This is a genomic window from Ornithinimicrobium murale, from assembly GCF_003352835.1.
Classification (GTDB): Bacteria; Actinomycetota; Actinomycetes; order Actinomycetales; family Dermatophilaceae; genus Ornithinicoccus; species Ornithinicoccus muralis.
The window spans coordinates 264,707-286,535 of record NZ_QLVD01000010.1 but is presented as its reverse complement, the minus strand read 5'-3'; the positions used below and the strand labels follow the sequence as shown (position 1 = coordinate 286,535).

The following is a 21,829-nucleotide window of genomic DNA, read 5'->3' as shown; positions in this document are numbered from 1 at the left end:
ACGTCGCGCCGCGCGACTGGGTAGTCCTCGGGCACGTGCCCGCCTCGGCTGTGACTGGAGTAACCAGAGTGACTGAGGCGGCGGGTGGGTGGCTGCGCGATCACGCGGACATCAGCGAGTCCATCGGCCGTGGCAGGAAAGCGACTCATCTGGTCGAGCAGCAACCAGAACAGACCAATCAAACCCATCACATGAGCCGCGACACGCCACTAGTCGGCGGCCGCGAGCGCCAGCACCCGCGCCGTGTGCGGACCCACGCCCAGTTGGGCCGCGGCCGTCAGGTCAGCCAGGTCGTCGACGTCCTGGCGCAGCCGTGGAAGGTCGAGGGGCAGGAGCTCGGCGCGCTGGGCGTGCCGCGCTGCCGAGCCGTTGCCAAAGCTGGGGACCAGGGGCGCGCCGGGGCGCGCGGTGAGCAGGACCGTGCCGCTGCCGTTCCGGTCCGGAACGACCGCCCGCTCGTGCCGTGCGCAGGCGGAGAGCCCGGCCAGCAGGTCCTCGGGGCGCAGTGCCGGCAGGTCCCCGAGCAGGACCGCCACGGCGGCTTTGGGCGCCGCGGCCACCTGCAGCCCAGCGAGGATCGCGTCGTTGAGGCCCGTGCCAGGGTCGGTCACCACCTGGCAGCCGAGGCTCTCGGCAGCACCCCGGATGTGCTCATCAGAGGTCACGGTGACCACATCCACGGGAGCCAGCCCTCGGCATACGGCCTCCAGGGTGTCCAGGGCGATCGCCCTGGCGAGCTCGGGCCGGGACAGCGGGGCGGGCGGCTGTAGGCGGCTCTTGGCGATCCTGGCCTCCTTGACCGGCACCACCAGGCGCCAGCGGACTCGTTCGGGCACGACCTCAGTATGCCGTGGGCCGGCCAGGACACCGGCGACGGCCGAGGGTGACAAGATGTGCCCGTGGAACCACAGCCGCTTCGCACGCAGACCCCGCTGGCCTACCGGGGGGTGATCGCCACGCTGCGTCCGGTGCTGGCCCGGATGACCCGACAGGAGTGGAGCGGGGGCGAGAACCTCCCCGAGACCGGGGGCTTCCTCGTGGCCGGCAACCACCTCTCGGAGATCGACCCGTTCATGGTGGCGCACTACCTGGTCAACCACGGATGGGCGCCGCGCTTCCTGGCGAAGTCGGGACTGTTCGACATCCCGGTGCTGGGCCGGGCGCTGCACAGCCTGGGTCAGGTGCCGGTCTACCGTGGGACGCGACAGGCCTCCGAGTCCCTGCGGGACGCAGCGGCCGCCATCGAGGGTGGTGACTGCGTCGTGATCATGCCCGAGGGCACCCTGACCCGGGACCCGGGGCTGTGGCCGATGCGGGCCAAGAACGGCGTCGGACGTCTGGCGCTGATGACAGGGGCGCCAGTGATCCCCATCGCCCAGTGGGGCGCTCAGAACCTCCTGCCGCCCTACGCCCGCCGGCCCAAGGGGCTCTTCTCCCGGCACGCGATGCACGTGCGTGCCGGCGCGCCAGTCGAGCTGTCCGACCTGGTCGGTCGCACTGACTCCGCCGCCGCGACGCAGGCCACGGAGCGGATCATGGCAGCGGTGACCGAGGTGCTGGCGCAGATCCGCAACGAGGAGCCGCCCACGGAACGTTTCGTGTGGGACGGGAAGTCGCGGCCGTGACGCGCACGGCGGTCTTCGGCAGCGGCTCCTGGGGCACGGCCTTCGCGGCCGTGCTCGCCGACGCTGGCGGCGAGGCGGTGCTGCACGCCCGCCGGCAGGAGGTGGCCGAGGCGATCAACGCCGACCGAGTCAACTCGGCCTACCTGCCGGATCTCGTTCTGCCCGAGTCGATCACGGCCACGGCCGACCCTGCGGTTGCGGCACGCGGTGCGGATCTGATCGTCCTGGCGATCCCCTCGCAGGTGCTGCGGGCGAATCTCGCCGAGTGGGGGCACCACCTGCCGACCGGAGTGCCTGTGGTCTCCCTGATGAAGGGCATCGAGCTGGGCACCGGCCTGCGCATGAGCGAGGTCATCCACGAGGCGGGCGGGGTGCCCGCTGACCAGGTCGTGGTCGTCTCCGGCCCCAACCTCTCCCGGGAGATCGCCGACAAGCAGCCCGCGGCCGCCGTGGTGGCCTGCCGTGCCCTCGACACCGCCGAGCAGGTCGCCGGAGCGTGCGCCAACAGCTACTTCCGCCCCTACACCCAGACCGATGTGGTCGGGGCCGAGCTCGGAGGTGCCGTCAAGAATGTCATCGCCCTCGCTGTCGGCATGGCCGAGGGGCTGGGCTACGGCGACAACACCAAGGCCACGATCATCACCCGGGGGCTGGCGGAGACGGCCCGGCTCGGAGCCGCCCTCGGCGCCGACCCGGCAACCCTGATGGGGCTGGCCGGTGTCGGCGACCTCATCGCCACCTGCATGTCGCCGCTGTCGCGCAACCACTCCTTCGGCGTCAACCTGGGCAAGGGGATGTCGGTGGAGGAGGTCGTGGCGATCACCAGCCAGACCGCGGAGGGCGTCAAGTCCTGCCGCTCGATCCGGGACCTGGCGGCCGTCCACGGGGTGGATATGCCGATCTGCGCCGGGGTCACGGCGGTGGTCGAGCATGCGATGGACGTGCGCGAGCTGGGCGACCAGCTGATGGCCCGGCCGCACAAGCACGAGCGTCACTGACTTCCCACCGGACACCCGCTCCTGTTCCCCGGAGTTGCCGCTCCCACCGATTAGGCTCACCCGCGATGGACGAGACCCAGCCCGCACCCCCGACCGACCACCGCTCCGATGCTCAGACCGTGCCCACGGCCGGTTCCGGACGGGTCACCGTCGCCCTGGTCTTCGGCGGCCGCTCGGCCGAACACGCGATCTCCTGTGCCACCGCCGCCAGTGTGCTGCGGGCCATCGACCGGGACCGTTACGACGTGGTGCCGATCGGCATCACCCGGGAGGGGCGGTGGGTGCAGGTCGCGGACGACCCCACCGCGCTGGAGATCACCGCCGGCCGGTTGCCCGAGGTGCCCGACAGTGCCAGCACGGTCGTCCTGCCGCTGGGGGCCGGGAGCAACACCGTGACCGTCTCGGAGCCGGGACAGGTGCCGCGGGTCCTCTCCGAGGTGGACGTCGTCTTCCCGCTGCTGCACGGCCCGTTCGGTGAGGACGGCACGATCCAGGGCTTGTTGGAGCTTGCTGACATCCGCTATGTCGGCTGCGGCGTGCTGGCCTCGGCTGCCATGATGGACAAGGCCTTCATGAAGACGGTCTTCACCAGCGCCGGCCTCCCCGTCGGGCCCTACACCGTGATCACCGACCGGCAGTGGCAGCGTGACCGGGCCGCCGCCCTGGACGCGGTCCACGCCCTGCAGTTCCCCGTCTTCGTCAAGCCTGCCCGCGCCGGCTCCTCGGTCGGGATCACGAAGGTGGAGGATCCGGCCGACCTGGAGGCCGCGGTCGAGGCGGCCCGGCAGCACGACCCGAAGGTGCTCGTCGAGGCGGGGGTGGTCGGTCGCGAGCTGGAGGTCGGGGTGCTGGGCGGTCACGGCAGCCAGCCGCCGCGGGTCAGCGAGGTCGGCGAGATCGTGGTCGGCGGCGCGCACGCCTTCTATGACTTCGAGGCGAAGTATCTCGATGAGGCCGGTGTGGTCATCTCCAGCCCCGCGGAGGTGTCGGACCAGGTGCGCGAGGAGATCCAGCGCATCGCGGCGATCGCGTTCGAGGCCGCCGGCTGCGAGGGGATCTCGCGCGTCGACTGCTTCCTGACCGAGACCGGCGACGTGCTGCTCAACGAGATCAACACCATGCCCGGATTCACGCCGTTCTCGATGTACCCCCAGGTCTGGGCCGCCTCCGGGGTGAACTATCCCGAACTCATCGACGAGCTGATCACCCTCGCCCTGGAGCGGCGCACCGGTCTGCGCTGAGTCCGGGTCCCGCCGACCGCCTCGGCCCTCTGGTGGCTGGTGGGCTGGCGCAGCTGCAGCACGCTCACGAGCAGCGGTTGGAGCCCTGCTCGATGGTCTCCGCCGCGGGGCCGAATGCCGGCAGGAGCAGGGGAGGGGTGGAGTAGGCATCAGGCACCAGCACCTGGATGGCCGGGCTGCGGCCATAGGTCGTGAAGGAGGTGCCATCCTCGAGCTCCTCGACGATCCAGTCCACGCCGGCGCTGTCGATGCACAGGTCCTCGGTCGGTCCGGGAGGCACCGCGCCGCACCGGGCGATGATTGCGGGGTCCCCCCAGGCCGCGACGGTCACCGAGTCAACGGCGGTCTCGCGCCACTGGGCGTCGCCCACCGTGCTCGGCCACAGAGCGCCCACCGCGTGACACTCCGGGGTCTCGGCACCCTCGAAAGGAGCCACCTTGACGGCAGAGGAGCAGGCGCTGAGGAACAGGAGGACCAGGAGTATGCCGAGGCCCACCGCACCGACCCGGCTCGCCCGGGCGGGGGCCCGGGTGTCGGTCCGCGGGGTCAGAGGTGGACCACCGTGCAGGTCGTGGTGCGGGTGATGTGCGGGACCTCCTGGATCTGCGAGATCACCTGTCGCCCAAGGTCATCCACGCTCGGGGCCTCGACGCGAGCGATCACGTCGTAGGGCCCGGTCACGTCCTCGGACGTCACCACACCGGGGAGCTGGCCCACGGTGCGTGAGACGACACCCGACTTGCCGACCTCGGTCTGGATGAGGATGTACGCCTGGACCATGTCGCCTCCTGTTGCCTGGTGCGGGCCGCTGCACAGCCCACCGTCCTGCAGACGCTACCGTGCAGGGACGCGACGCGGGAGGAGGCCTGGCATGTCGGCTGCGGCAGAGGGTTCTGCTGAGGGCTCGGCGACCCTTGGGGAGCTCGGCGAGGCCGGGATCCTGGGGGACATCTTCGCGCTGCTGCGCACCTCGGACGCGGTGCTGGTGGGGCCCGGTGACGACACCGCCCTGCTGGCCACCTCCGGCCCCGTCCTGGCGACGACCGACACCATGGTGCGCGGCCGGGACTGGCTCGATGAGTGGTCCTCCGCCGAGGACGTCGGGGCCAAGGTCGTCGTGCAGAACCTCGCCGATCTAGCGGCGATGGGTGGTGCAGGCACCGGTCTGCTCGTCACGCTCGTCGCGCCGGGCACGCTGGCTGCACAGTGGGCGCGGGACCTCACGGCGGGGATTGCATCGGTCGCCGACTCGTGGGGCGTCCCGGTGATCGGGGGCGACCTGTCCTCCTCCGACGGGACCGTGATGGTCTCGATCACTGCCCTGGGTGAACTGCCCGGCGGCGCGGCCGTGCTGCGCTCGGGAGCGGCGCCCGGTCAGGAGGTCGCGGTCTCCGGGTCGCTCGGACGGTCCGCCGCCGGGCTGGAGCTGCTGCGGCGCAGTGACGCCGGGTGGTGGCCGCCCCAGGAGTCTGCCGAGGTCGCCTCCGGGTGGGTCGCCTACCACTGCCGCCCCGACCCGGACCTGAGCCAGGGACCGCTCGCAGCGGCAGCCGGAGCGACGGCGATGATTGACGTGTCTGACGGTCTGGTCCGGGACGGCGGCCGGATCGCCGAGGCAAGCTCGCTGCGGCTGGACCTGGACGAGCAGGCCATCACTCGTCTTGCGGCAGAGTTCGAGCCTGTGCTTGGCGAGACCACTGCGGTGGACTGTGTGCTGACAGGAGGGGAGGAGCACTCTCTGCTCGCGACCTTCCCAGCCGGTGGGGCCCCGGCTGGTTGGACGGTCATCGGGAGCACCGCAGCGGCAGGTGGCCCAGGACCGGGGGTCTGGTGGCGGGGGGAGCGCGCCGCCGGAGGCGGCTGGGACCACTTCGGCGGCTAACACCTCCCGCATGCCGACCGAGCGCGTGGGCACCTGGATATTCTCCCGACCGGGCGCGTGGGCACCTGGGATGTCAGGCGACCGAGCGCGTGGGCACCTGGATGTCAGCTGACCTTGCCCGGCGGGTTCGGGCTTCAGGGTAGAGTGGACCTGCCGGTCGGCGCTTCCCCTGGTCAGGCTTCGGTAGCCGCGGGGATGACAAAAGCCGGCCTCCACAGGGGAGTCCGGCTTGTCGACGCGGTCTGCGACCGCGGGGTGTCAGCGCGTGGTGACCTTGCCCGCCTTCAGGCAGGAGGTGCACACGTTGACGCGCTTGGGGGTCACACCCTTGGGTCCGACGAGGGCCCGCACACGCTGGATGTTCGGGTTCCAACGGCGCTTGGTGCGGCGGTGGGAGTGCGAGATGCTGTGACCGAAGCTCGGTCCCTTGCCGCAGACGTCGCAAGTGGCAGCCACGGTGTCTCCTGAGGTCGAATGGTGGATCGGCGCGTCCCCGACCGCCACAACGCACACTGGAGCGCCGCGAAGTCTTTCGGGAACCGGCCTAGCGTAGCCGACGTCGGGCGCACGCGCCAAAACGGCCCAGCGCCACGAACGCCGGTGATGCCCGGCCCTGCCCAGACTAGTCGGCCGTGGCCTGCCCGGCCACGGCGCACGCGGGTGTGGACGGCTGCGATGGCAGGTCCGCCCCGGGCGATAACCTGCGGGTGCCCCCCACAACCAGGACCGAGCGAGTCCGGTCCGCACGCGAGCAGATCAAGGCAGGTGACCCGTGAGCACCCCGACCGCGCTCCCGCTGGACCTGGCTGCCGCGCGCCGCTGGGCCCTGGCAGCTCGCGCGGGCCTGGCTGATGCCCGAGCCAAGATCGACGCGCTCAATGTCTTTCCCGTGCCCGACGGCGACACGGGGACCAACATGTTCCTCACCTTCGACGGCGCGCTCGACGTCCTGCGAGGGCACCACGACGTCGCCGGCGCAGACATCAGTCTCACGCAGGGCCTGGCACTCCTGGCTCGCGGCATGCTGCTGTCGGCCCGCGGCAACTCCGGGGTGATCCTGAGCCAGCTTGCACGCGGCCTGCACGAGGCCGCTGCCGCGGTCGATGCCACAGCGGACGACCTCGGGGCCGATCTGCTCGCTGAGGCGTTCACCCGCGCCGACCAGCTCGCCTGGGCCGGGGTCTCCTCGCCCGTGGAGGGCACCATCCTGTCGGTCTCCCGCGCCGCCGCCGCGGCAGCCCGCGAGGCGGCAGCCGATCAGGAGGCCACCCCGGCCGACGTCAGCGCGGCCGCTCTCGAGGCAGCTCGCCGCGCACTGGAGCACACTCCCACCCAGTTGCCGGCCCTCGCACGGGCCGGTGTGGTGGATGCCGGGGGAGCCGGACTGGTCATCGTCCTGGAGGCCCTGCTGCGGGTGCTGACCGACGGCCGGGTCGAGGCAGATGCAGGCTCGAGCCCGTGGTTCCGGGGCGGCGCCGTCCTGCCACCGGTCGAGTGCGGCGACGACGGGGAGGGGGCCTATGAGGTGATGTTCCTCCTCAGTGCCTCCGACGAGGCCAGCGTGGGTCACCTGCGAGCGCACCTGGAGCAGGTCGGCAACTCGGTCCTGGTCGTCGGTGGGCCGGAGGAATGGCGGGTGCACGTCCACCTGGACGAGCCACAGGTCGCCGTGGAGGCTGGAGCGATGGCCGGCCACGTGCACCAGGTCACCATCGAGACCCTGGTCAGGACGGGCGGTATGCCGCACGCTCCCGCACTGCACCCGCGCGCCGCTGTCGGGGTGGTTGCCTGTGCCGGCGGCGACGGCCTGGTTCGGCTCTTTGAACAGTCCGGGGCGACCGTCGTGCGCTCCGCAGCAGGCGCACGAGCCTCGACGGGACAGCTGCTCAATGCGATCTGGGCCGTGGGAGCCGAGGCGGCGGTGGTCCTGCCTAATGATGACGATGTGCTGATGGCAGCGGAGGCGGCGGCCGCTGCAGCGCGCGAGGACGGTCTGGTCGTCGAGGTGGTGCCCAGCCGGGCGGCGGTCCAGGGGCTGGCGGCGCTGGCGGTGCTCGATCCGGCGGCGGACCTGTTCAGTGCGAGGGCCGCGATGGCCGAGGCCGCGGGGGCGACGCTGCACGCCGAGCTCACGGTCGCCTCGCGGGATGCCCAGACCGGGGCCGGACCGTGTCGGGCCGGGCAGTCCCTGGGGCTGCTGGACGGCCAGATCGTGGTCATCGACGACGACCCCCGCCGGGCGGCCACCCGCCTGCTGGCCCGGCTGGTGACCGACCAGACCGAGCTGTTGACCGTGGTTGCCGGGGCCGATGTCGGTCCGGACGAACGGACGGGGATGGAGCACGTGGTCGGTGCTCTCGAGCGAGCCCACCCGGAGATCGAGGTCGCCTGGGTCGACGGGGGGCAGCCGGGCTATCCGTGGCTGCTGGGCGCGGAGTGAGGACGGGAGACTGATGGCCGAGCGGACGACCCTGGACACCAACCTGCGCACGATCGTGGCCAAGGCCGCCACCAACCTGGCCAAGAAGGACCTGGTCACGGTGCGGGACCTGCTGGAGTTCTATCCCCGCGACTACCTGGACCCGACCAGGCCGACGGACTTCTCGACCCTGGTCGAGGGGGACACCGTCGTGGTGCTGGCCGACGTCCGGCACGCCGTCACCCGCAGGATGCGGCAGCGGCGTGGCAGCATGCTTATCGCCACGATCCAGGACGGTCTCGGCAACGCCCTGGAGCTCACCTTCTTCTCCGCCTGGGGCCACGAGAAGGCCCTCGTGCCGGGGCGCCGCGTCCTGGTGAGCGGCACCGTCAGCCACTACGGCGGCAAGCGACAGCTCACCCATCCGGAGTATGAGGTGCTCGGCGCCGGGGCGGAGGCCGGGAGCGCCTTCGGCGAGGGGCCGATCCCGGTCTATCGCCAGGTCCCGAAGATGACCTCGATGAAGGTCGCCGCCGCCGTCGACCTGGTGCTGCACGCGGTGGCCGAGATGCCCGACCCGATTCCCGTCGAGGTCCGCGCCAAGCGCGGCCTGCCGCCGCTGAGCAACGCCCTGACGATGGTGCACCAGCCCCGCAGCACCCAGGAGGAACGCAAGGCCCGCTGGCGGATGAAGTTTCAGGAGGCCTTCGTCCTGCAGGCGGCACTCGCCGTGATGCGCCACTCCTCGGATGCCGTGCCAGCGACCTCTCGGGTGGCGACCAGCGGCGGCCTGGCCGACCAGTTCCGGGAGCGGTTGCCCTTCCAGCTCACCCAGGGTCAGGAGCAGGTGCTCGCCGAGATCACCGGGGACCTGGCCCGCACCCGTCCGATGCACCGGTTGCTCCAGGGCGAGGTGGGCTCGGGCAAGACGGTCGTCGCGCTCCTGGCGATGCTGAGCGTCATCGATACGGGGGGCCAGGCCGCCCTGCTGGCGCCCACGGAGGTGCTCGCGCTGCAGCACCACCGCTCGATCACCGCCATGCTCGGACCGCTGGCCGAGGCCGGCCTGCTGGGCGGATCCACCGACGGGACCCGGGTCGCCCTGCTCACCGGCAGCCAGCCCGCGGCCGAGCGGCGCAGCAACCTGCTGATGGCAGCCTCCGGGGAGGCCGGCATCGTCGTCGGCACTCACGCCCTGATCCAGGAGCACGTGCAGTTCGCCGAGCTCGGCCTCGTCGTCGTCGACGAGCAACACCGCTTCGGGGTGGAGCAGCGGGATGCGCTGCGCGCCAAGGTTGAGGGAGCCTCACCGCACACCCTGGTCATGACGGCCACCCCCATCCCGCGCACCGTCGCGATGACCGTCTTCGGTGATATGGAGACCTCGACCATGACCGAGGTGCCCCGCGGACGGCAGCCGATCACCACGCACGTGGTGCGCGGTGACCAACCGTCGTGGGTGCAGCGCACCTGGGAGCGAGTCGCCGAGGAGGTCGCCCGGGGAGGTCAGGTCTATGTCGTCTGCCCGCGGATCGGTCAGGAGGACGACCCCGATCTGCCCGGTGCCGCCGACCTCGGGCCCGGCGGGCCGATCGTGATCCAGCAGGACGATGCGGACGAGGAGGGTGGCTCCCTGCACGGCGTGCTGCAGGTGGAACGCGCCCTGCAGGAGCTGCCGGCGACCGCGGGGCTGCGGGTCGGCATACTCCACGGTCGTCAGCCGGCCGAGGACAAGGACGCCACGATGCGCGCCTTTGCTGCCGGCGAGATCGACGTCCTCGTCGCCACCACCGTGATCGAAGTGGGGGTCGACGTGCCCAACGCCACCCAGATGGTCATCATCGATGCCGACCGGTTCGGGATCTCCCAGCTGCACCAGTTGCGCGGCCGGATCGGTCGCGGGTCCAAGCCCGGGCTGTGCCTGCTGATGAGTCAGGCTGCCGAGAGTCAGAGCCTGGAGCGACTTGAGGCCGTGGCCTCCACGACGGACGGCTTCGAGCTGGCCCGCCTGGACCTGGCCCAGCGTCGGGAGGGGGACGTGCTGGGTGCCTCCCAGTCCGGTGCGCGCAGCAGTCTGCGGCTGCTCAAGCTGACCCGTGATGAGGACCTCATCACCGCGGCCCACGAGGACGCCTGGCACCTGGTCGGCGCCGACCCCGACCTCACCGACCACCCGGAGCTGCGCGCCGAGCTGGCGCGGCTCGACGCCGAACGCGCCGCCTTCCTGGAGCGTGGCTGAGTGACCAGGATCATTGCCGGGCGACTCGGCGGCCGGCGTCTGAGCGCGCCACCAGGTGTCGACACCCGACCCACCACCGACCGGGTCCGGGAGGCGCTGTTCTCACGGGTCGAGTCGCTCTTGGATCTCGACGGGGCGCGGGTGCTGGATCTGTATGCCGGATCCGGCGCCCTCGGGCTCGAGGCAGCGAGCCGCGGAGCTGGTGCGGTCGTCCTCGTCGAGTCCCACCGCCGGACGGCACGACTGATCGAGGCCAATGTCGGGCAGCTCGGCCTGCAGGACACAGCCCAGGTGCGGGCCGAGACAGTCGACCGGGTGCTGCAGCGCGGCCCGGCGGAGCCGTTCGACCTCGTGCTGCTCGACCCGCCCTATCCGCTCCCCGAGGAGGAGCTGACCAACACGCTCGGGTTGCTGGTGAGCCACGGCTGGCTGACGCCTCAGGCCCTGGTCCTCATCGAGCGCGGCGCCCGCTCACCGGACCCGACCCTGCCCGACGGGCTGAGGGCCATGGGGCCACGCCGCTACGGCGAGACGGTCGTGCACTACCTGGAGCCCGACGTCCAGACCGAGGACGTCTGAGACGAGGGCACCGTTCAGCGCCCCTGCGACGATCCGACCAGGCGCAGCACGGATTCCAGGCCGTGGACCGTCCCGGACGTACGGGGGAGCAGGAGGGTGCGGATGCCGAGCGCGGCGGCGCCGGAGTCGTCCCGCCAGCTGTCGCCGACCATGAGTGCCTCCTGCGGTGCCGCTCCCAGGAGCTCCAGAGCGCGGGTGAAGATCCCGGCGTCGGGCTTCACACTGCCGACCTCGTAGGACAGCACGACGGCGTCCACGTCCATGCCACTGCGCTCGATGATCGGTCGGAGATCGAAACCGACATTGGAGACGACCGCGGTGCGCACACCCCGCTGACGGAGAGCCGTGAGCACCGGGACGGTGTCGGCATATGCCTCCCAGCGCCGGGGCATGGCCTCGTAGAGCGCCTCCGCAAGGTCGGCGTCCAGGCTCGGGCAGCGGGCCGCTGTCGCCAGGAAGACCGACCGGTGCCGCTCCGGACTCTCGTCGCGTGAGCTGTCGGGGTCGATCTCTTGGGCGTGCTCCCAGACTCGGTCCAGGAAGGCGGCCGCAGCGGAGGCGGGCCCGCTGCCCAGGCCGGTGAGGGGATCTGCGCCGCGTCCGCACGCAGTCCAGCCGGCCGCCAGCCAGGCAGCCGCGTCCCCGCTGTGCACCAGCGTCTGGTGGAAGTCGAACAGGACGGCCGTGATCGGAGGCGGACCCGTCGGTCCCGGCCCGGCGGCGCCAGCCTCGGTGTCGACCACGGGTCAGCGGCGGCGGGCGATGAGCGCGTCCCGCACGTGGTCCGGGACGAGACCGGTGACGTCCCCGCCATAGGTGGCGACCTCGGAGACCAGAGAGCTGGAGACGTGCTCCAGAGCAGGGTCCCCGGGCAGGAAGACCGTCTCCACCCCCGTGAGGTGCCGGTTCATCAGGGCCATCGGCAGTTCGTAGGCAAAGTCGGTGCCGCCACGCAGGCCCTTGACGATCGCCGTGGCTCCGAGCTCCCGAGCGATGTCGACCAGCAGCTGCCCCCCAAACGCCTCGACCCGCACAGACAGCCCCTCCGGGATCGCCTCCCGGATGAACTCCAGACGTTGCTCGACAGGGAAACGGCCACGTTTGGACGGGTTGTGCAGCACGCCGACGACGACGTCGTCGTAGAGTGCAGCGGCGCGCACGATGATGTCCAGGTGCCCGTTGGTGACCGGGTCGTAGGATCCGGGGCAGAGGCAGCGAGTCATGGCGCCAACCTACCGGCCCGCTGATTTGTTGGGCCGTGGGCCGCTCCGCTAACCTAGTGTGTCGGTCTGTGTCCCTGCGTGGGTCCAGACCGATCCACACGACACGCGAGGGACGACATGGCAACGCAGGACGCCGCGAGCCCCTGGGTCTTCGACACCCGGGAGCTCGTCCGCCGGGCGGGCGCTATGAAGGAGACCTCTCGGGTCGTGACGGCTCCGGACCAGATCGGCACGGACGTCATCGCAATCAAGGCCGGGGACCCGGTCGAGCTTGAGCTGCGCATGGAGTCCGTGATGGAGGGTGTCCTGGCCACTGGATCGGTCGGGGCTACTGCGACCGGGGTGTGCGTGCGGTGCCTGGACGACCTCGAGATTCCGGTCGAGGTCACCTTCCAGGAGCTGTTCGCCTACCCCGACCGTGCGGCCCACCACCAGCAGGTGGCGGCCGGCGAGGACGAGCAGGACGATGTGCACGAGCTCGAGGACGATCAGATGGACCTCGAGGAACTGGTTCGGGACGCAGTGGTGACCGCCCTGCCGTTCCAGCCGGTGTGCCGGGACGACTGTCCGGGTCTGTGCTCCGAGTGCGGAGCACGCCTGGCGGACGACCCGGAGCACCACCATGACGTGATTGACCCACGGTGGTCGGCTCTCGCCGACCTGGCCCACCCGGGCACCGACGACGAGAAGAAGAGGAACTGACGTGGCTGTCCCGAAGCGGAAGATGTCCCGCTCCAACACCCGTTCGCGCCGCGCCAACTGGAAGGCGTCACCGGTCGCGGTGAGCACCTGCCCGCAGTGCAAGGAGCTCAAGCAGCCCCACATGGCGTGCCCGTCCTGCGGCACCTACGCGGGGCGTCACTACGACGCCGCAGAGCGCACCGAGCACCAGGGCTGAAGTCCCCCGTCAGGATGACGTCGGGCTCCGGCTCCAGCTCGGACGGCTCTGCCGCCTCCGAGCAGCGCCCCCTCGCAGACCTGCGCGACTACCTCGCTGAGGTGGTCGGGCAGGCCTGCGACGAGGCGCTGCTTCGCCGTGCCATCACGCACCGTTCCTATGCCTACGAGAACGGCAACGTGCCGCACAACGAGCGCCTGGAGTTCCTGGGCGACTCGGTGCTGGGCCTGGTCGTCACCGACACCCTCTACAGCCGGCACCCGGACCTCCCCGAGGGACAGCTGGCCAAGCTGCGCGCGGCCGTCGTGAACTCCCGCGCGCTCGCGGACGTCGCCCGCACCATGGGTCTGGGTGACTACGTCCTGCTCGGTCGTGGCGAGGAGTCCACCGGCGGGCGGGACAAGGCCTCGATCCTGGCCGACACCACCGAGGCGGTGATCGGCTGCGTCTATGTCTCCGTCGGTCTGGCAGCGGCTGACACCTTCGTCCACCACCTGCTGGACCCGCTCATGGAGCACACCGCCAACCTGGGGGCCGCCCTGGACTGGAAGACGAGCCTTCAGGAGCTCGTCTCCACCGAGACCCCCACCTCGCCGAACTACCACATCGCCGAGGACGGTCCCGACCACGACAAGGTGTTCACTGCGACTGCCGTCGTCAACGACGAGGCACTCGGGACCGGTGTGGGGCGCAGCAAGAAGGCGGCTGAGCAGAAGGCCGCAGAGGCCGCCTGGAAGCTGCTCACCGAGCGGGCGACAGTGGTCGAGGACGTGGAGACCGAGCAGTCCGCCCGGTCCGCGCCACCCACCCAGACCCCCAGCGACTGACCAGCCGTGCCGGAGCTCCCGGAGGTCGAGGTCGTCCGACGCGGGCTGGCCGACCACGTCGTCGGGCGAGACATCGCCGCCGCCACCATCACCGGTGCCCGCGTCGCCCGCCGTCACGAGGCCGGGCCCGCCGACCTGGCCGCCCGGCTCGCCGGGGCACGGGTGCTGACGGCTGACCGCCGTGGGAAGTACCTCTGGCTCGTCGTCCAGTCGCCACATGACGACCCGCACGCGCTCGTGATCCACCTCGGGATGAGCGGACAGCTCCTGGTCGAACGCCCCGAGGCACCACGCGAGAAGCACCTGCACGCCACCTTCGACTTCGCCGACGACGGCCCACAGCTCCGCTTCGTCGACCAGCGCACCTTCGGTGGCCTGGCACTCACCCCGCTCGTGCCGGACCTGAGCCCCCACAACAGCCACCGGCACGGCCTCCCGGTCCCCGTCGAGCACATCGCCCCCGACCCGCTCGAGCCGGCCTACGACCAACCGGCGGTGGTCCGCGCGCTCAAGCGTCGGCATACGGCCGTCAAACGGGCCCTCCTGGACCAGGGGCTGATCAGTGGCGTCGGCAACATCTATGCCGACGAGGCGCTCTGGCGGGCGCGGGTGAACCCGCTGCGGGAGACCTCCGCCCTGACCAAGCCGTCGCTCGGGCGCGTCCTCGACCACGCCACCGAGGTGATGCGCGAGGCGCTGGGGCAGGGCGGCACGAGCTTCGACTCCCTCTATGTCAATGTCAACGGCGCCAGCGGCTACTTCGACCGGTCCCTGCACGCCTACGGCCGCGCAGGGCAGCCGTGCGACCGGTGCGGCACGCCCATCCGGCGCGAGGCCTTCATGAACCGGTCCTCGCACTACTGCCCGCGGTGCCAACCCCGCCCACGGACCCCGCGCAGGTGAGCGCGGCTCCCTACACTGACCCCGTGGTCAGTGCACTGGTGTTTGTCAGGGGCCGGGTCCAGGGCGTGGGCTTCCGGTGGTGGACGCGCGCCCGGGCGCTCGAGCTGGGGCTGGTCGGGCACGCCCGCAACCTGCCCGACGGGCGCGTCGAGGTGAACGCCCAGGGACCTGAGGACGCGGTCAGCGCCCTGATCGAGCTGCTCGGCGAGGAGCAGTCGCTACGCAGCAGACCTGGTCACGTCTCGGGGATCACGGTCCAGTGGCACCAGCCCACGGCCGACCTCGTCGGCTTCCGGGAGCGCTGAGCAGCACGCGGTCAGCGGGGGTGTGTTTCGGCCGACGGTGCCGAGGTGCGGGTGATCGGGGTCGTCCGCCGGTACAGTGACCGGAAGTCCGCCGCACAGGAGCTGCCTTTCCACGTGTATGTCAAGAGCCTGACCCTCAAGGGGTTCAAGTCGTTCGCCTCGGCCACAAAGCTGCGTCTGGAGCCGGGCATCACGTGCATTGTCGGTCCCAACGGGTCCGGCAAGTCCAACGTCGTCGACGCCCTGGCCTGGGTGATGGGCGAGCAGGGCGCCAAGAGCCTGCGCGGCGGCAAGATGGAGGACGTGATCTTCGCCGGCACCTCCGGCCGTGCCCCGTTGGGCCGCGCCGAGGTCACGATGACGATTGACAACACCGACGGCGCGCTACCGATCGACTACTCCGAGGTCACGATCTCGCGGACCATGTTCCGCAACGGCGGCTCGGACTATGCCATCAACGGCACCTCCTGCCGACTGCTGGACATCCAGGAGCTGCTCTCCGACTCCGGCATCGGCCGGGAGATGCACGTCATCGTCGGCCAGGGCCAGCTCGACGCTGTCCTGCGGGCCACGCCCGAGGAGCGCCGCGGCTTCATCGAGGAGGCGGCCGGCGTCCTGAAACACCGCAAGCGCAAGGAGAAGGCGCTGCGCAAGCTGGAGACGATGGAGGGCAACCTCACCCGGCTGGGCGACCTGACCTCCGAGATCCGTCGCCAGCTGGGACCCCTGGGACGACAGGCCGAGACCGCCCGGCGTGCAGCCAGCATCCAGGCCGAGGTGCGCGACGCCCGCCTGCGCATCCTGGCCGACGACCTCGTGCAGCTCACCAGCACCCTTGAGCAGGAACTGGCCGACGAGACCGCCATGATCAACAGGCGCACCTCCGTGCAGGAGGCACTGGCGGTCGCGCAGTCCACGGTCGCCGAGCTGGAGGCCGAGGCCGCCGAGGCCGCGCCGGCGCTCAATGCGGCGCAGGATCAGTGGTATGCCCTGTCCTCCCTCGTCGAGCGCACCTCCGCCACCGCTGACCTGGCGCGCGAGCGGGTGCGCCTCCTGGCGAGTGAGAGCGAGGAGGAGGCCACTAGCGGTTCCGAGCAGGGTCGTGACCCGGAGAAGCTGCGCGCCCAGGCCGCCGCCCTGCGTGAGCAGGAGCAGCAGCTGGAGCAGGAGGTCGCCGGCATCGGGGAGTCCCTGCAGGCGGCCGAGCAGGAGCGGCGCGACGCCGAGGCCGCCCACCACGAGGAACAGCAGCGTCTGACCCGGCTCGCGCGCGCGGCAGCGGACCGGCGGGAAGGCCTGGCCCGGCTCTCCGGCAAGGTCGCCGCGGCGCGCAGCAAGCAGGAGGCCGGGGAGGCCGAGGTCGGCCGTCTGCGCGCAGCCCTGGAGTCCATCACCACCCGGTCGGCCGACGCGGAGCAGGAGTTCGCCGCGCTCGAGGGTCGCGTCCTGGACGTCGAGGAGGGCGAGGAGAGCCTCGACCAGGACTATGAGAACGCCGAGGCCGCACGAGTCGCCGCCGCCGCGGATGTCGAGCGGCTCACCGAGGAGGTCCGGACCGCGGAGTCCCAGCGCTTGAGCCTCACGGCCCGCTGTGAGGCCCTGGAGCTGAGCCTGCGCCGCAAGGACGGCGCCGCCGCGCTGCTGGCCGAGCCGGAGGGGCGTGGCGTGGTGGGCACGGTGACCAGCCTGGTCACCGTGCAGACCGGCTACGAAGCCGCCCTCGCCGCGGCCCTGGGCTGGGCCGGCGACGGCCTGGTCATGGAGTCCCTCGACCAGGCCCGCACTGCCGTCGCCACCCTGCGCTCCGAGGACCAGGGCCGGGCTGCTCTCCTGGTCCCGCGGACGGCGCCCCCGGTCGACACCAGCGACTGGCCGGAGCTGGGACACGGCGCGGTCTGGGCCCGCGAGGTCGTCACACTGGCTGAGGCGGCGGCGCCCGCGGTCGAGGCCCTCCTGCACCGGGTGGCGGTCGTCGAGGACGACGCCGCGGCCGCCGAGCTGGTCGCCCGGCACCAGATCACCGCGGTCACCCGGGACGGCGATGTGTATGCCGAGGGCTGGGTCCGCGGAGGAAGCTCGGCCGCGCCGAGCCTCCTGGAGATCCAGAGCGCGCTCGATGAGGCCCAGGAGCAGCTGGCCGCCGCGACCACCCGGGGAGAACAGGCCACCTTTGCCCTGGCCACCGCCAAGGAACAGCTCACGCGGCACACCGCAGCCGCCCAGCAGGCGCTGGACGCTCTCCACGACTCCGACGCCAAGATGGCCGCCGTCGCCGAGAAACTGGGTCAGCTCGGGTCGGCCGTGCGCGCCGCACGCTCGGAGCACGAGCGCACCACCGCCTCCATCGCCTCAGCGGAGGAGGCACTGGAGGCCGGCCGGGTGGACCTGCAGGCCCTGGCCCAGCGGCTGGCCGACGCCGAAGCCGAGCCCGGCGAGGAGGAGCCGAGCACCCAGGAGCGCGACCGGCTGGCGGCCGTCGCCGCAGCCGCGCGCACTAAGGAGACCGAGGTGCGGCTGTCCCTGCGCACCCAGGAGGAACGCGGCCGGGCCCTGCAGGGACGGGCCGAGTCCCTGGAGGCCGCCGCCCGCTCCGAGATCGCCGCCCGCGAACGGGCCGCCGCCCGTCGCGAGCGCCGGGCCCACGCCGCCCGGGTCGCGACCGCCGTCGCCGACGGATCGGCATACCTGTTGGAGGAGGTGCGCGCCCTGGTGGGGGAGGCCGCCACCGTCCGAGACCGGGCACGCGCCCAGGCCGCCGAGCGCGACACGCGCCTGGCCGAGGCACGGGGCCGGGTCTCGACGCTCGGGGACGAGCTGCGCGACCTCACCGACTCGGTCCACCGCGACGAGGTGGCCCGCGCCGAGCAGCGGCTGCGCATCGAGGCCCTGCAGACCCGGGCGGTCGAGGAGCTCGGCGTGGCCCCCGAGGCCCTGATCGAGGAGTTCGGCCCGCACCAGCTGGTCCCGGCGGTGCCTGGGCCTGATGACGACCCGGAGGACCTGCCGGAGCCAGCACCTTTCGTGCGTGAGGAGCAGGACAAGCGCCTGCGCCGGGCGGAGCGCAAGCTCTCCGCGCTGGGCAAGGTCAACCCGCTGGCACTGGAGGAGTTTGCGGCGCTGGAGGAGCGGCACAAGTTCCTCACCGAGCAGGTCGAGGACCTGCGGCGCTCCAAGGAGGACCTGCTCGGCATCATCAAGGAGGTCGACGAGCGCGTCGAGCGGGTCTTCGCCGAGGCCTTCGAGGACACTGCCGAGCAGTTCGCCGGGGTCTTCGGGAGGCTGTTCCCCGGGGGCGAGGGTCGGTTGACGCTCACCAACCCCGGGGACATGCTGACCACCGGCATCGAGGTCGAGGCCCGCCCGCCCGGCAAGAAGATCAAGCGGCTCTCGCTGCTCTCCGGTGGCGAGCGGTCGCTGACCGCGGTGGCACTGCTGGTGTCGATCTTCAAGGCGCGGCCGAGCCCGTTCTACATCATGGACGAGGTCGAGGCGGCACTGGACGACACCAACCTGGGCCGGCTCATCACGCTGTTCGCTGAGCTGCGCGACTCCAGCCAGCTGATTGTCATCACCCACCAGAAGCGCACCATGGAGGTCGCCGACGCGCTCTACGGCGTCTCGATGAAGGGGGACGGCGTGACGACGGTCGTGTCCCAGCGGCTGCGCGACGTGCAGCCGCAGTCCGCCTAGCCGCGGGCGGGTCGGAGCCGCCTGCGCGCTCTCAGTCCGTCGGCCCAATGTCACTTCTGTCACATGCGTCGCACTGTGCACGGCGCGGTGATTTGGCGCTGCCCCCAAATCGTTGCACGATTGTGACCATGATCGCGTTGGTGCTGGCCATGATCGTGTGTGTGGCCCTCGGGGGACTCGTCGTGGGCTTCGTTGCCGTGGAGGCCAGACGGGACGGGCGCCAGGTGCTCACGCCGGAGGGCGAGGAGATCCTGGCCGATGCCCGACGCCGTCAGGACGCCCTGCTGCACCGCGGCGAGAAGGCCGCTCGCGGGACCCTCCCGAACGTCCGCAAGTAGCGCCTCTCCTTCCCACGCGCCGTAGCGCCTCCTCTCGGCACCACGTAGCGCGTCCTCCCCACACGACGCCACACACTCCTCCACACCACGTCAACACCCGGGCTTGACGTTCGCGGTCGGGGCGCGCCCTGACGGGTGTCCGGGCGACGGCGAGGCCATCCCGCAGGCTCCCGGTTCTGCAGTCGGTGTGGATCGCCCCCTCGGCTCTGCAGAAGTGGCGCTATGTGACCTCAGGTGCAGAGCGCAGAAGTCGGCCCCTCTCGGCTCTGCAGAAGTGGCGCTATGTGACCTCAGGTGCAGAGCGGAGGAGTCGGCCCCCCTCGGCTCTGCAGAAGTGGCGCTATGTGACCTCAGGTGCAGAGCGCAGGAGTCGGCCAGTCTCGGCTCTGCAGAAGTGGCGCTATGTGACCTCGGGCGCAGAGCGCAAGAGCCGCCATGGCCCGGCCGGCCGGGCCACCGACAAGGGCCCAGAGGCAGTGGAACCGGCACCCTCGGTGTCTGTGAGAATGACGGGTGTGGACAGTTTGTGGGAGTACCTGACCGTCGCCACCCTGGTGGCCCTGGCCGGGCTGGCCGTCATCGTCGGCCTCGTCCGCGGGGGCCGCGGACGCAAGGGCGACAGCACAACGATCGAGCGGCCCCCCGCCGCGCCACCGGTCGAGGAGGCGCGCGACGGTGACCGGGCCGAGCCCCCAGCCGGTGAGCCGGTCGAGGATGTCGGGGGCGGTGTCGCGGTCGACGTCGAACCGGAGCCGGCCACCCCGACCCTGGAGAAGCCCGCATCGGCACGCGGGCGGCTGGCCCGGCTGCGAGCCCGCCTGGCACGCTCCAACAACGCCATCGGCAACGCCCTGCTGGCGCTGCTCTCCAGCGGTGGCCTGGACGAGCAGTCGTGGGAGGACGTCGAGGACACCCTCCTGCAGGCAGACCTCGGTGTGGAGGCCACCAACGAGCTGGTCGAGAAGCTGCGCACCCGGGTTCGGGTGGACGGTGCCACCGACCCTGAGGTCGTCAAGGGTTGGCTGCGCGCGGAGCTCCTCGCCCTGGTCGACCCGTCCATGGACCGTCGGGTGGCCGCCAGCCGGGTGGGCGATCGTCCCTCGGTGATCCTGGTCGTCGGTGTCAACGGCACCGGCAAGACCACGACCGTCGGCAAGCTGGCCCGTGTGCTGGTGGCAGAGGACAAGGACGTCATCCTGGGAGCCGCCGACACCTTCCGCGCGGCGGCGGCCGACCAGCTGCAGACCTGGGGCGAGCGGGTCGGCGTGCCGACGGTGCGGTCCCACCGCGAGGGCGCCGATCCCGCCTCGGTGGCCTTCGACGCCGTGAAGTCGGCCCAGGAGTACGAGGCGGACGCGGTCATCATCGACACCGCCGGCCGGCTGCACAACAAGGCGGGTCTGATGGACGAGCTGTCCAAGGTCAAGCGGGTCGTGGAGAAGCAGAGCCCGATCGATGAGGTGCTGCTCGTCCTGGACGCGACGACCGGTCAGAACGGGATGCGCCAGGCGGAGGTCTTCGGTGAGGCCGTCAACATCACCGGCATCGTGCTGAGCAAGCTGGACGGCACGGCCAAGGGCGGGATCGTGGTCAATGTGCAGCGCCGCCTGGGCGTCCCCGTCAAGCTGGTCGGGCTCGGTGAGGGACCCGACGACCTGGCCCCGTTCGACCCCGAGGCCTTCGTCGACGCCATCATCGGCTGACGCGCATCAGGACACGGCGGAGCTGCCCGGCGAGTTGCGCGGATCCGAGGGCTCGCTCAGCGCCCAGCCGACGGCAGCGGTGCCGAGCCGTCCCGCCGGGGTGAGGACCAGCCGCTCCACGACCGAACCCAGCGGACCGCCCACCCGCAGCCCCAGCAGGTCCTTGGCGTAGTCCGGCAGCATCGACACGGCGCCCGCCGCCAGGAGCCAGTAGCCCGGCCGCGCCGCGATCGGCAGCGGCGGCTCCCGGAGAAGGAAGGCGGCTGCGTCCCGGGCCCCGTCGGTGACCTCGAGCTCAGGCCGGTATGCCGACAGGCGCCTCCGCAGGTCGGCGACGGTCTGCGGAGGGTCGGGCACGCCCAGCTCGCCGGCAGCCCAGCCGGTCTGGGCCACGTAGGTGTCTGCCTCCGCGGGGGTGAGCGGGGTGCGGGCATAGCGCTGGTGGGCGACCAGGAACGAGTCGATCTCCGCGATGTGCACCCAGGTGAGCAGGTGCGGGTCGCGGGCGTGGTACGCGCGTCCATCGGGCGCGGTCCCCGAGACGGTGCCGTGGACCCGGTCGATGTGCTCGACCATCCGCTGGGCGCCCTCGACGGGACCGAACGTGGTCATCGCGATGAACTCGCTGGTCCGCTGCAGTCGGCCCCACGGGTCCCCGCGATAGCCGGAGTGCTCCCCGACGCCCGCCATGGCCAGCGGATGCAGTGACTGCAGCAGCAGGGCACGCAACCCACCGGCATACATCCCGGCGTGGTTGTGCACCCGGCAGATCGGGTCGTTCGGCGCGAACCTCCGCTCGCCCGGCGCGAGCCAGATCGCGGCGGCGCGCCGGTCGGCGTCCGGGCCGGCCACGCGGGAACGGAGGGCCGCGGCGAGGCGGCGACGCAACGGCATACCGCCCATTCTGCAGCCTGGAGGCGGGGAGGACGGTCTGGCTGGCGTCAGCGGTTAACCTGTGG

Annotated in this window: 23 protein-coding genes; 15 read left to right on the top strand and 8 right to left on the bottom strand. The window is 71.6% G+C overall.

The window, feature by feature from the left end; translation table 11 throughout:
• Both DPQ65_RS16035 and cofC read right to left on the bottom strand, forming a co-directional pair.
• Window positions 1-188, bottom strand: a 188-nt coding sequence (locus tag DPQ65_RS16035) for a hypothetical protein (RefSeq protein WP_238146678.1), incomplete at its 3' end; no start/stop codon positions are given.
• Between the two features lie 21 nt (window positions 189-209).
• Window positions 210-836, bottom strand: a complete 627-nt coding sequence (cofC, locus tag DPQ65_RS04620) for a 2-phospho-L-lactate guanylyltransferase (RefSeq protein WP_114906177.1) — start codon at window positions 834-836, stop codon at window positions 210-212.
• Between the two features lie 63 nt (window positions 837-899).
• Between cofC and DPQ65_RS04615 the strand changes: the two genes are divergently transcribed.
• The 3 genes from DPQ65_RS04615 (at window position 900) to DPQ65_RS04605 (ending at window position 3,864) form a co-directional block, all read left to right on the top strand.
• Window positions 900-1,625 carry a lysophospholipid acyltransferase family protein gene (locus DPQ65_RS04615; RefSeq protein ID WP_238146677.1) on the top strand — a complete coding sequence of 242 codons (726 nt, stop codon included), beginning with the start codon at window positions 900-902 and terminating at the stop codon, window positions 1,623-1,625.
• The gene (locus tag DPQ65_RS04610) at window positions 1,622-2,623 is read left to right on the top strand and encodes an NAD(P)H-dependent glycerol-3-phosphate dehydrogenase (RefSeq protein WP_114906220.1); all 1,002 of its coding nucleotides are present in this window, start codon (window positions 1,622-1,624) and stop codon (window positions 2,621-2,623) included. The genes DPQ65_RS04615 and DPQ65_RS04610 overlap by 4 nt, the downstream gene beginning before the upstream one ends.
• 65 nt (window positions 2,624-2,688) lie before the next feature.
• Window positions 2,689-3,864: a D-alanine--D-alanine ligase family protein gene (locus DPQ65_RS04605; protein ID WP_114906176.1), complete on the top strand. Its 1,176-nt coding sequence runs from the start codon at window positions 2,689-2,691 to the stop codon at window positions 3,862-3,864.
• Window positions 3,865-3,928: 64 nt separating this feature from the next.
• Here the strand turns inward: DPQ65_RS04605 and DPQ65_RS04600 are convergent, their stop codons facing one another.
• Both DPQ65_RS04600 and DPQ65_RS04595 read right to left on the bottom strand, forming a co-directional pair.
• Window positions 3,929-4,360 (bottom strand): DUF3515 family protein, encoded by a 432-nt coding sequence (locus tag DPQ65_RS04600; RefSeq protein ID WP_238146676.1) that lies wholly within the window; start codon window positions 4,358-4,360, stop codon window positions 3,929-3,931.
• Between the two features lie 50 nt (window positions 4,361-4,410).
• Window positions 4,411-4,644, bottom strand: a complete 234-nt coding sequence (locus DPQ65_RS04595) for an Lrp/AsnC family transcriptional regulator (protein WP_114906175.1) — start codon at window positions 4,642-4,644, stop codon at window positions 4,411-4,413.
• Between the two features lie 91 nt (window positions 4,645-4,735).
• On the opposite strand from DPQ65_RS04595, the gene thiL reads away from it, so the two are divergent.
• Window positions 4,736-5,746 carry a thiamine-phosphate kinase gene (gene thiL, locus DPQ65_RS04590; RefSeq protein WP_114906174.1) on the top strand — a complete coding sequence of 337 codons (1,011 nt, stop codon included), beginning with the start codon at window positions 4,736-4,738 and terminating at the stop codon, window positions 5,744-5,746.
• 258 nt (window positions 5,747-6,004) lie between these two features.
• On the opposite strand, the gene rpmB is transcribed toward thiL, so the two are convergent.
• Entirely contained in the window at window positions 6,005-6,202 is a 198-nt protein-coding gene (gene rpmB / locus DPQ65_RS04585) for a 50S ribosomal protein L28 (protein WP_114906173.1), read from the bottom strand.
• A 316-nt stretch (window positions 6,203-6,518) separates the two neighbouring features.
• Here rpmB and DPQ65_RS04580 point away from each other — a divergent pair, with 316 nt between their 5' ends.
• From DPQ65_RS04580 to rsmD, 3 genes are read left to right on the top strand one after another with little or no spacing between them, the layout of a single operon-like run.
• Window positions 6,519-8,186, top strand: a complete 1,668-nt coding sequence (locus tag DPQ65_RS04580) for a DAK2 domain-containing protein (RefSeq protein WP_114906172.1) — start codon at window positions 6,519-6,521, stop codon at window positions 8,184-8,186.
• Window positions 8,187-8,199: 13 nt separating this feature from the next.
• Window positions 8,200-10,404, top strand: a complete 2,205-nt coding sequence (locus DPQ65_RS04575; protein ID WP_114906171.1) for an ATP-dependent DNA helicase RecG — start codon at window positions 8,200-8,202, stop codon at window positions 10,402-10,404.
• A complete protein-coding gene (gene rsmD, locus DPQ65_RS04570; RefSeq protein ID WP_114906170.1) occupies window positions 10,405-10,983 on the top strand; it encodes a 16S rRNA (guanine(966)-N(2))-methyltransferase RsmD in 579 nt (192 codons plus the stop codon).
• A 14-nt stretch (window positions 10,984-10,997) separates the two neighbouring features.
• Here rsmD and DPQ65_RS04565 read toward each other — a convergent pair whose 3' ends face one another.
• Window positions 10,998-11,726, bottom strand: coding sequence for an HAD family hydrolase (locus DPQ65_RS04565; protein WP_114906169.1), 729 nt, complete (start codon window positions 11,724-11,726; stop codon window positions 10,998-11,000).
• Window positions 11,727-11,729: 3 nt separating this feature from the next.
• A complete protein-coding gene (gene coaD / locus DPQ65_RS04560) occupies window positions 11,730-12,206 on the bottom strand; it encodes a pantetheine-phosphate adenylyltransferase (protein WP_114906168.1) in 477 nt (158 codons plus the stop codon).
• 117 nt (window positions 12,207-12,323) lie between these two features.
• Here coaD and DPQ65_RS04555 point away from each other — a divergent pair, with 117 nt between their 5' ends.
• The 8 genes from DPQ65_RS04555 to ftsY all read left to right on the top strand — a co-directional run bounded on the left by DPQ65_RS04555 (window position 12,324) and on the right by ftsY (window position 20,870).
• Complete coding sequence (locus DPQ65_RS04555) at window positions 12,324-12,908, top strand: YceD family protein (protein WP_114906167.1); 585 nt, start codon at window positions 12,324-12,326, stop codon at window positions 12,906-12,908.
• A gap of 1 nt (window position 12,909) precedes the next feature.
• Window positions 12,910-13,104 (top strand): 50S ribosomal protein L32, encoded by a 195-nt coding sequence (gene rpmF / locus DPQ65_RS04550; protein ID WP_114906166.1) that lies wholly within the window; start codon window positions 12,910-12,912, stop codon window positions 13,102-13,104.
• A 14-nt stretch (window positions 13,105-13,118) separates the two neighbouring features.
• On the top strand, window positions 13,119-13,931 hold the full coding sequence (gene rnc / locus DPQ65_RS04545; RefSeq protein WP_114906165.1) for a ribonuclease III: 813 nt from the start codon (window positions 13,119-13,121) through the stop codon (window positions 13,929-13,931).
• A 6-nt stretch (window positions 13,932-13,937) separates the two neighbouring features.
• A complete protein-coding gene (gene mutM, locus DPQ65_RS04540; protein WP_114906164.1) occupies window positions 13,938-14,834 on the top strand; it encodes a bifunctional DNA-formamidopyrimidine glycosylase/DNA-(apurinic or apyrimidinic site) lyase in 897 nt (298 codons plus the stop codon).
• 23 nt (window positions 14,835-14,857) lie between these two features.
• Window positions 14,858-15,139 (top strand): acylphosphatase, encoded by a 282-nt coding sequence (locus DPQ65_RS04535; RefSeq protein ID WP_114906218.1) that lies wholly within the window; start codon window positions 14,858-14,860, stop codon window positions 15,137-15,139.
• A gap of 114 nt (window positions 15,140-15,253) precedes the next feature.
• Entirely contained in the window at window positions 15,254-18,829 is a 3,576-nt protein-coding gene (gene smc / locus DPQ65_RS04530) for a chromosome segregation protein SMC (RefSeq protein ID WP_114906217.1), read from the top strand.
• A gap of 128 nt (window positions 18,830-18,957) precedes the next feature.
• Window positions 18,958-19,167, top strand: coding sequence for a hypothetical protein (locus tag DPQ65_RS04525; RefSeq protein WP_114906163.1), 210 nt, complete (start codon window positions 18,958-18,960; stop codon window positions 19,165-19,167).
• 506 nt (window positions 19,168-19,673) lie between these two features.
• Entirely contained in the window at window positions 19,674-20,870 is a 1,197-nt protein-coding gene (ftsY, locus tag DPQ65_RS04520) for a signal recognition particle-docking protein FtsY (protein ID WP_114906162.1), read from the top strand.
• Between the two features lie 6 nt (window positions 20,871-20,876).
• On the opposite strand, the gene DPQ65_RS04515 is transcribed toward ftsY, so the two are convergent.
• Window positions 20,877-21,764: an oxygenase MpaB family protein gene (locus tag DPQ65_RS04515; RefSeq protein WP_337589674.1), complete on the bottom strand. Its 888-nt coding sequence runs from the start codon at window positions 21,762-21,764 to the stop codon at window positions 20,877-20,879.
• Between the last annotated feature and the right edge of the window lie 65 nt (window positions 21,765-21,829).

What these genes read in the sequence shown, in the direction of transcription:
- DPQ65_RS04605 (WP_114906176.1), top strand. Translation starts at nt 2,689, where the DNA reads ATGGACGAGACCCAGCCCGCACCCCCGACCGACCACCGCTCCGATGCT.
- DPQ65_RS04595 (WP_114906175.1), bottom strand. Translation starts at nt 4,644, where the DNA reads ATGGTCCAGGCGTACATCCTCATCCAGACCGAGGTCGGCAAGTCGGGT.
- thiL (WP_114906174.1), top strand. Translation starts at nt 4,736, where the DNA reads ATGTCGGCTGCGGCAGAGGGTTCTGCTGAGGGCTCGGCGACCCTTGGG.
- DPQ65_RS04575 (WP_114906171.1), top strand. Translation starts at nt 8,200, where the DNA reads ATGGCCGAGCGGACGACCCTGGACACCAACCTGCGCACGATCGTGGCC.
- coaD (WP_114906168.1), bottom strand. Translation starts at nt 12,206, where the DNA reads ATGACTCGCTGCCTCTGCCCCGGATCCTACGACCCGGTCACCAACGGG.
- DPQ65_RS04555 (WP_114906167.1), top strand. Translation starts at nt 12,324, where the DNA reads ATGGCAACGCAGGACGCCGCGAGCCCCTGGGTCTTCGACACCCGGGAG.
- rnc (WP_114906165.1), top strand. Translation starts at nt 13,119, where the DNA reads ATGACGTCGGGCTCCGGCTCCAGCTCGGACGGCTCTGCCGCCTCCGAG.
- DPQ65_RS04525 (WP_114906163.1), top strand. Translation starts at nt 18,958, where the DNA reads ATGATCGCGTTGGTGCTGGCCATGATCGTGTGTGTGGCCCTCGGGGGA.
- ftsY (WP_114906162.1), top strand. Translation starts at nt 19,674, where the DNA reads ATGACGGGTGTGGACAGTTTGTGGGAGTACCTGACCGTCGCCACCCTG.
- DPQ65_RS04515 (WP_337589674.1), bottom strand. Translation starts at nt 21,764, where the DNA reads ATGCCGTTGCGTCGCCGCCTCGCCGCGGCCCTCCGTTCCCGCGTGGCC.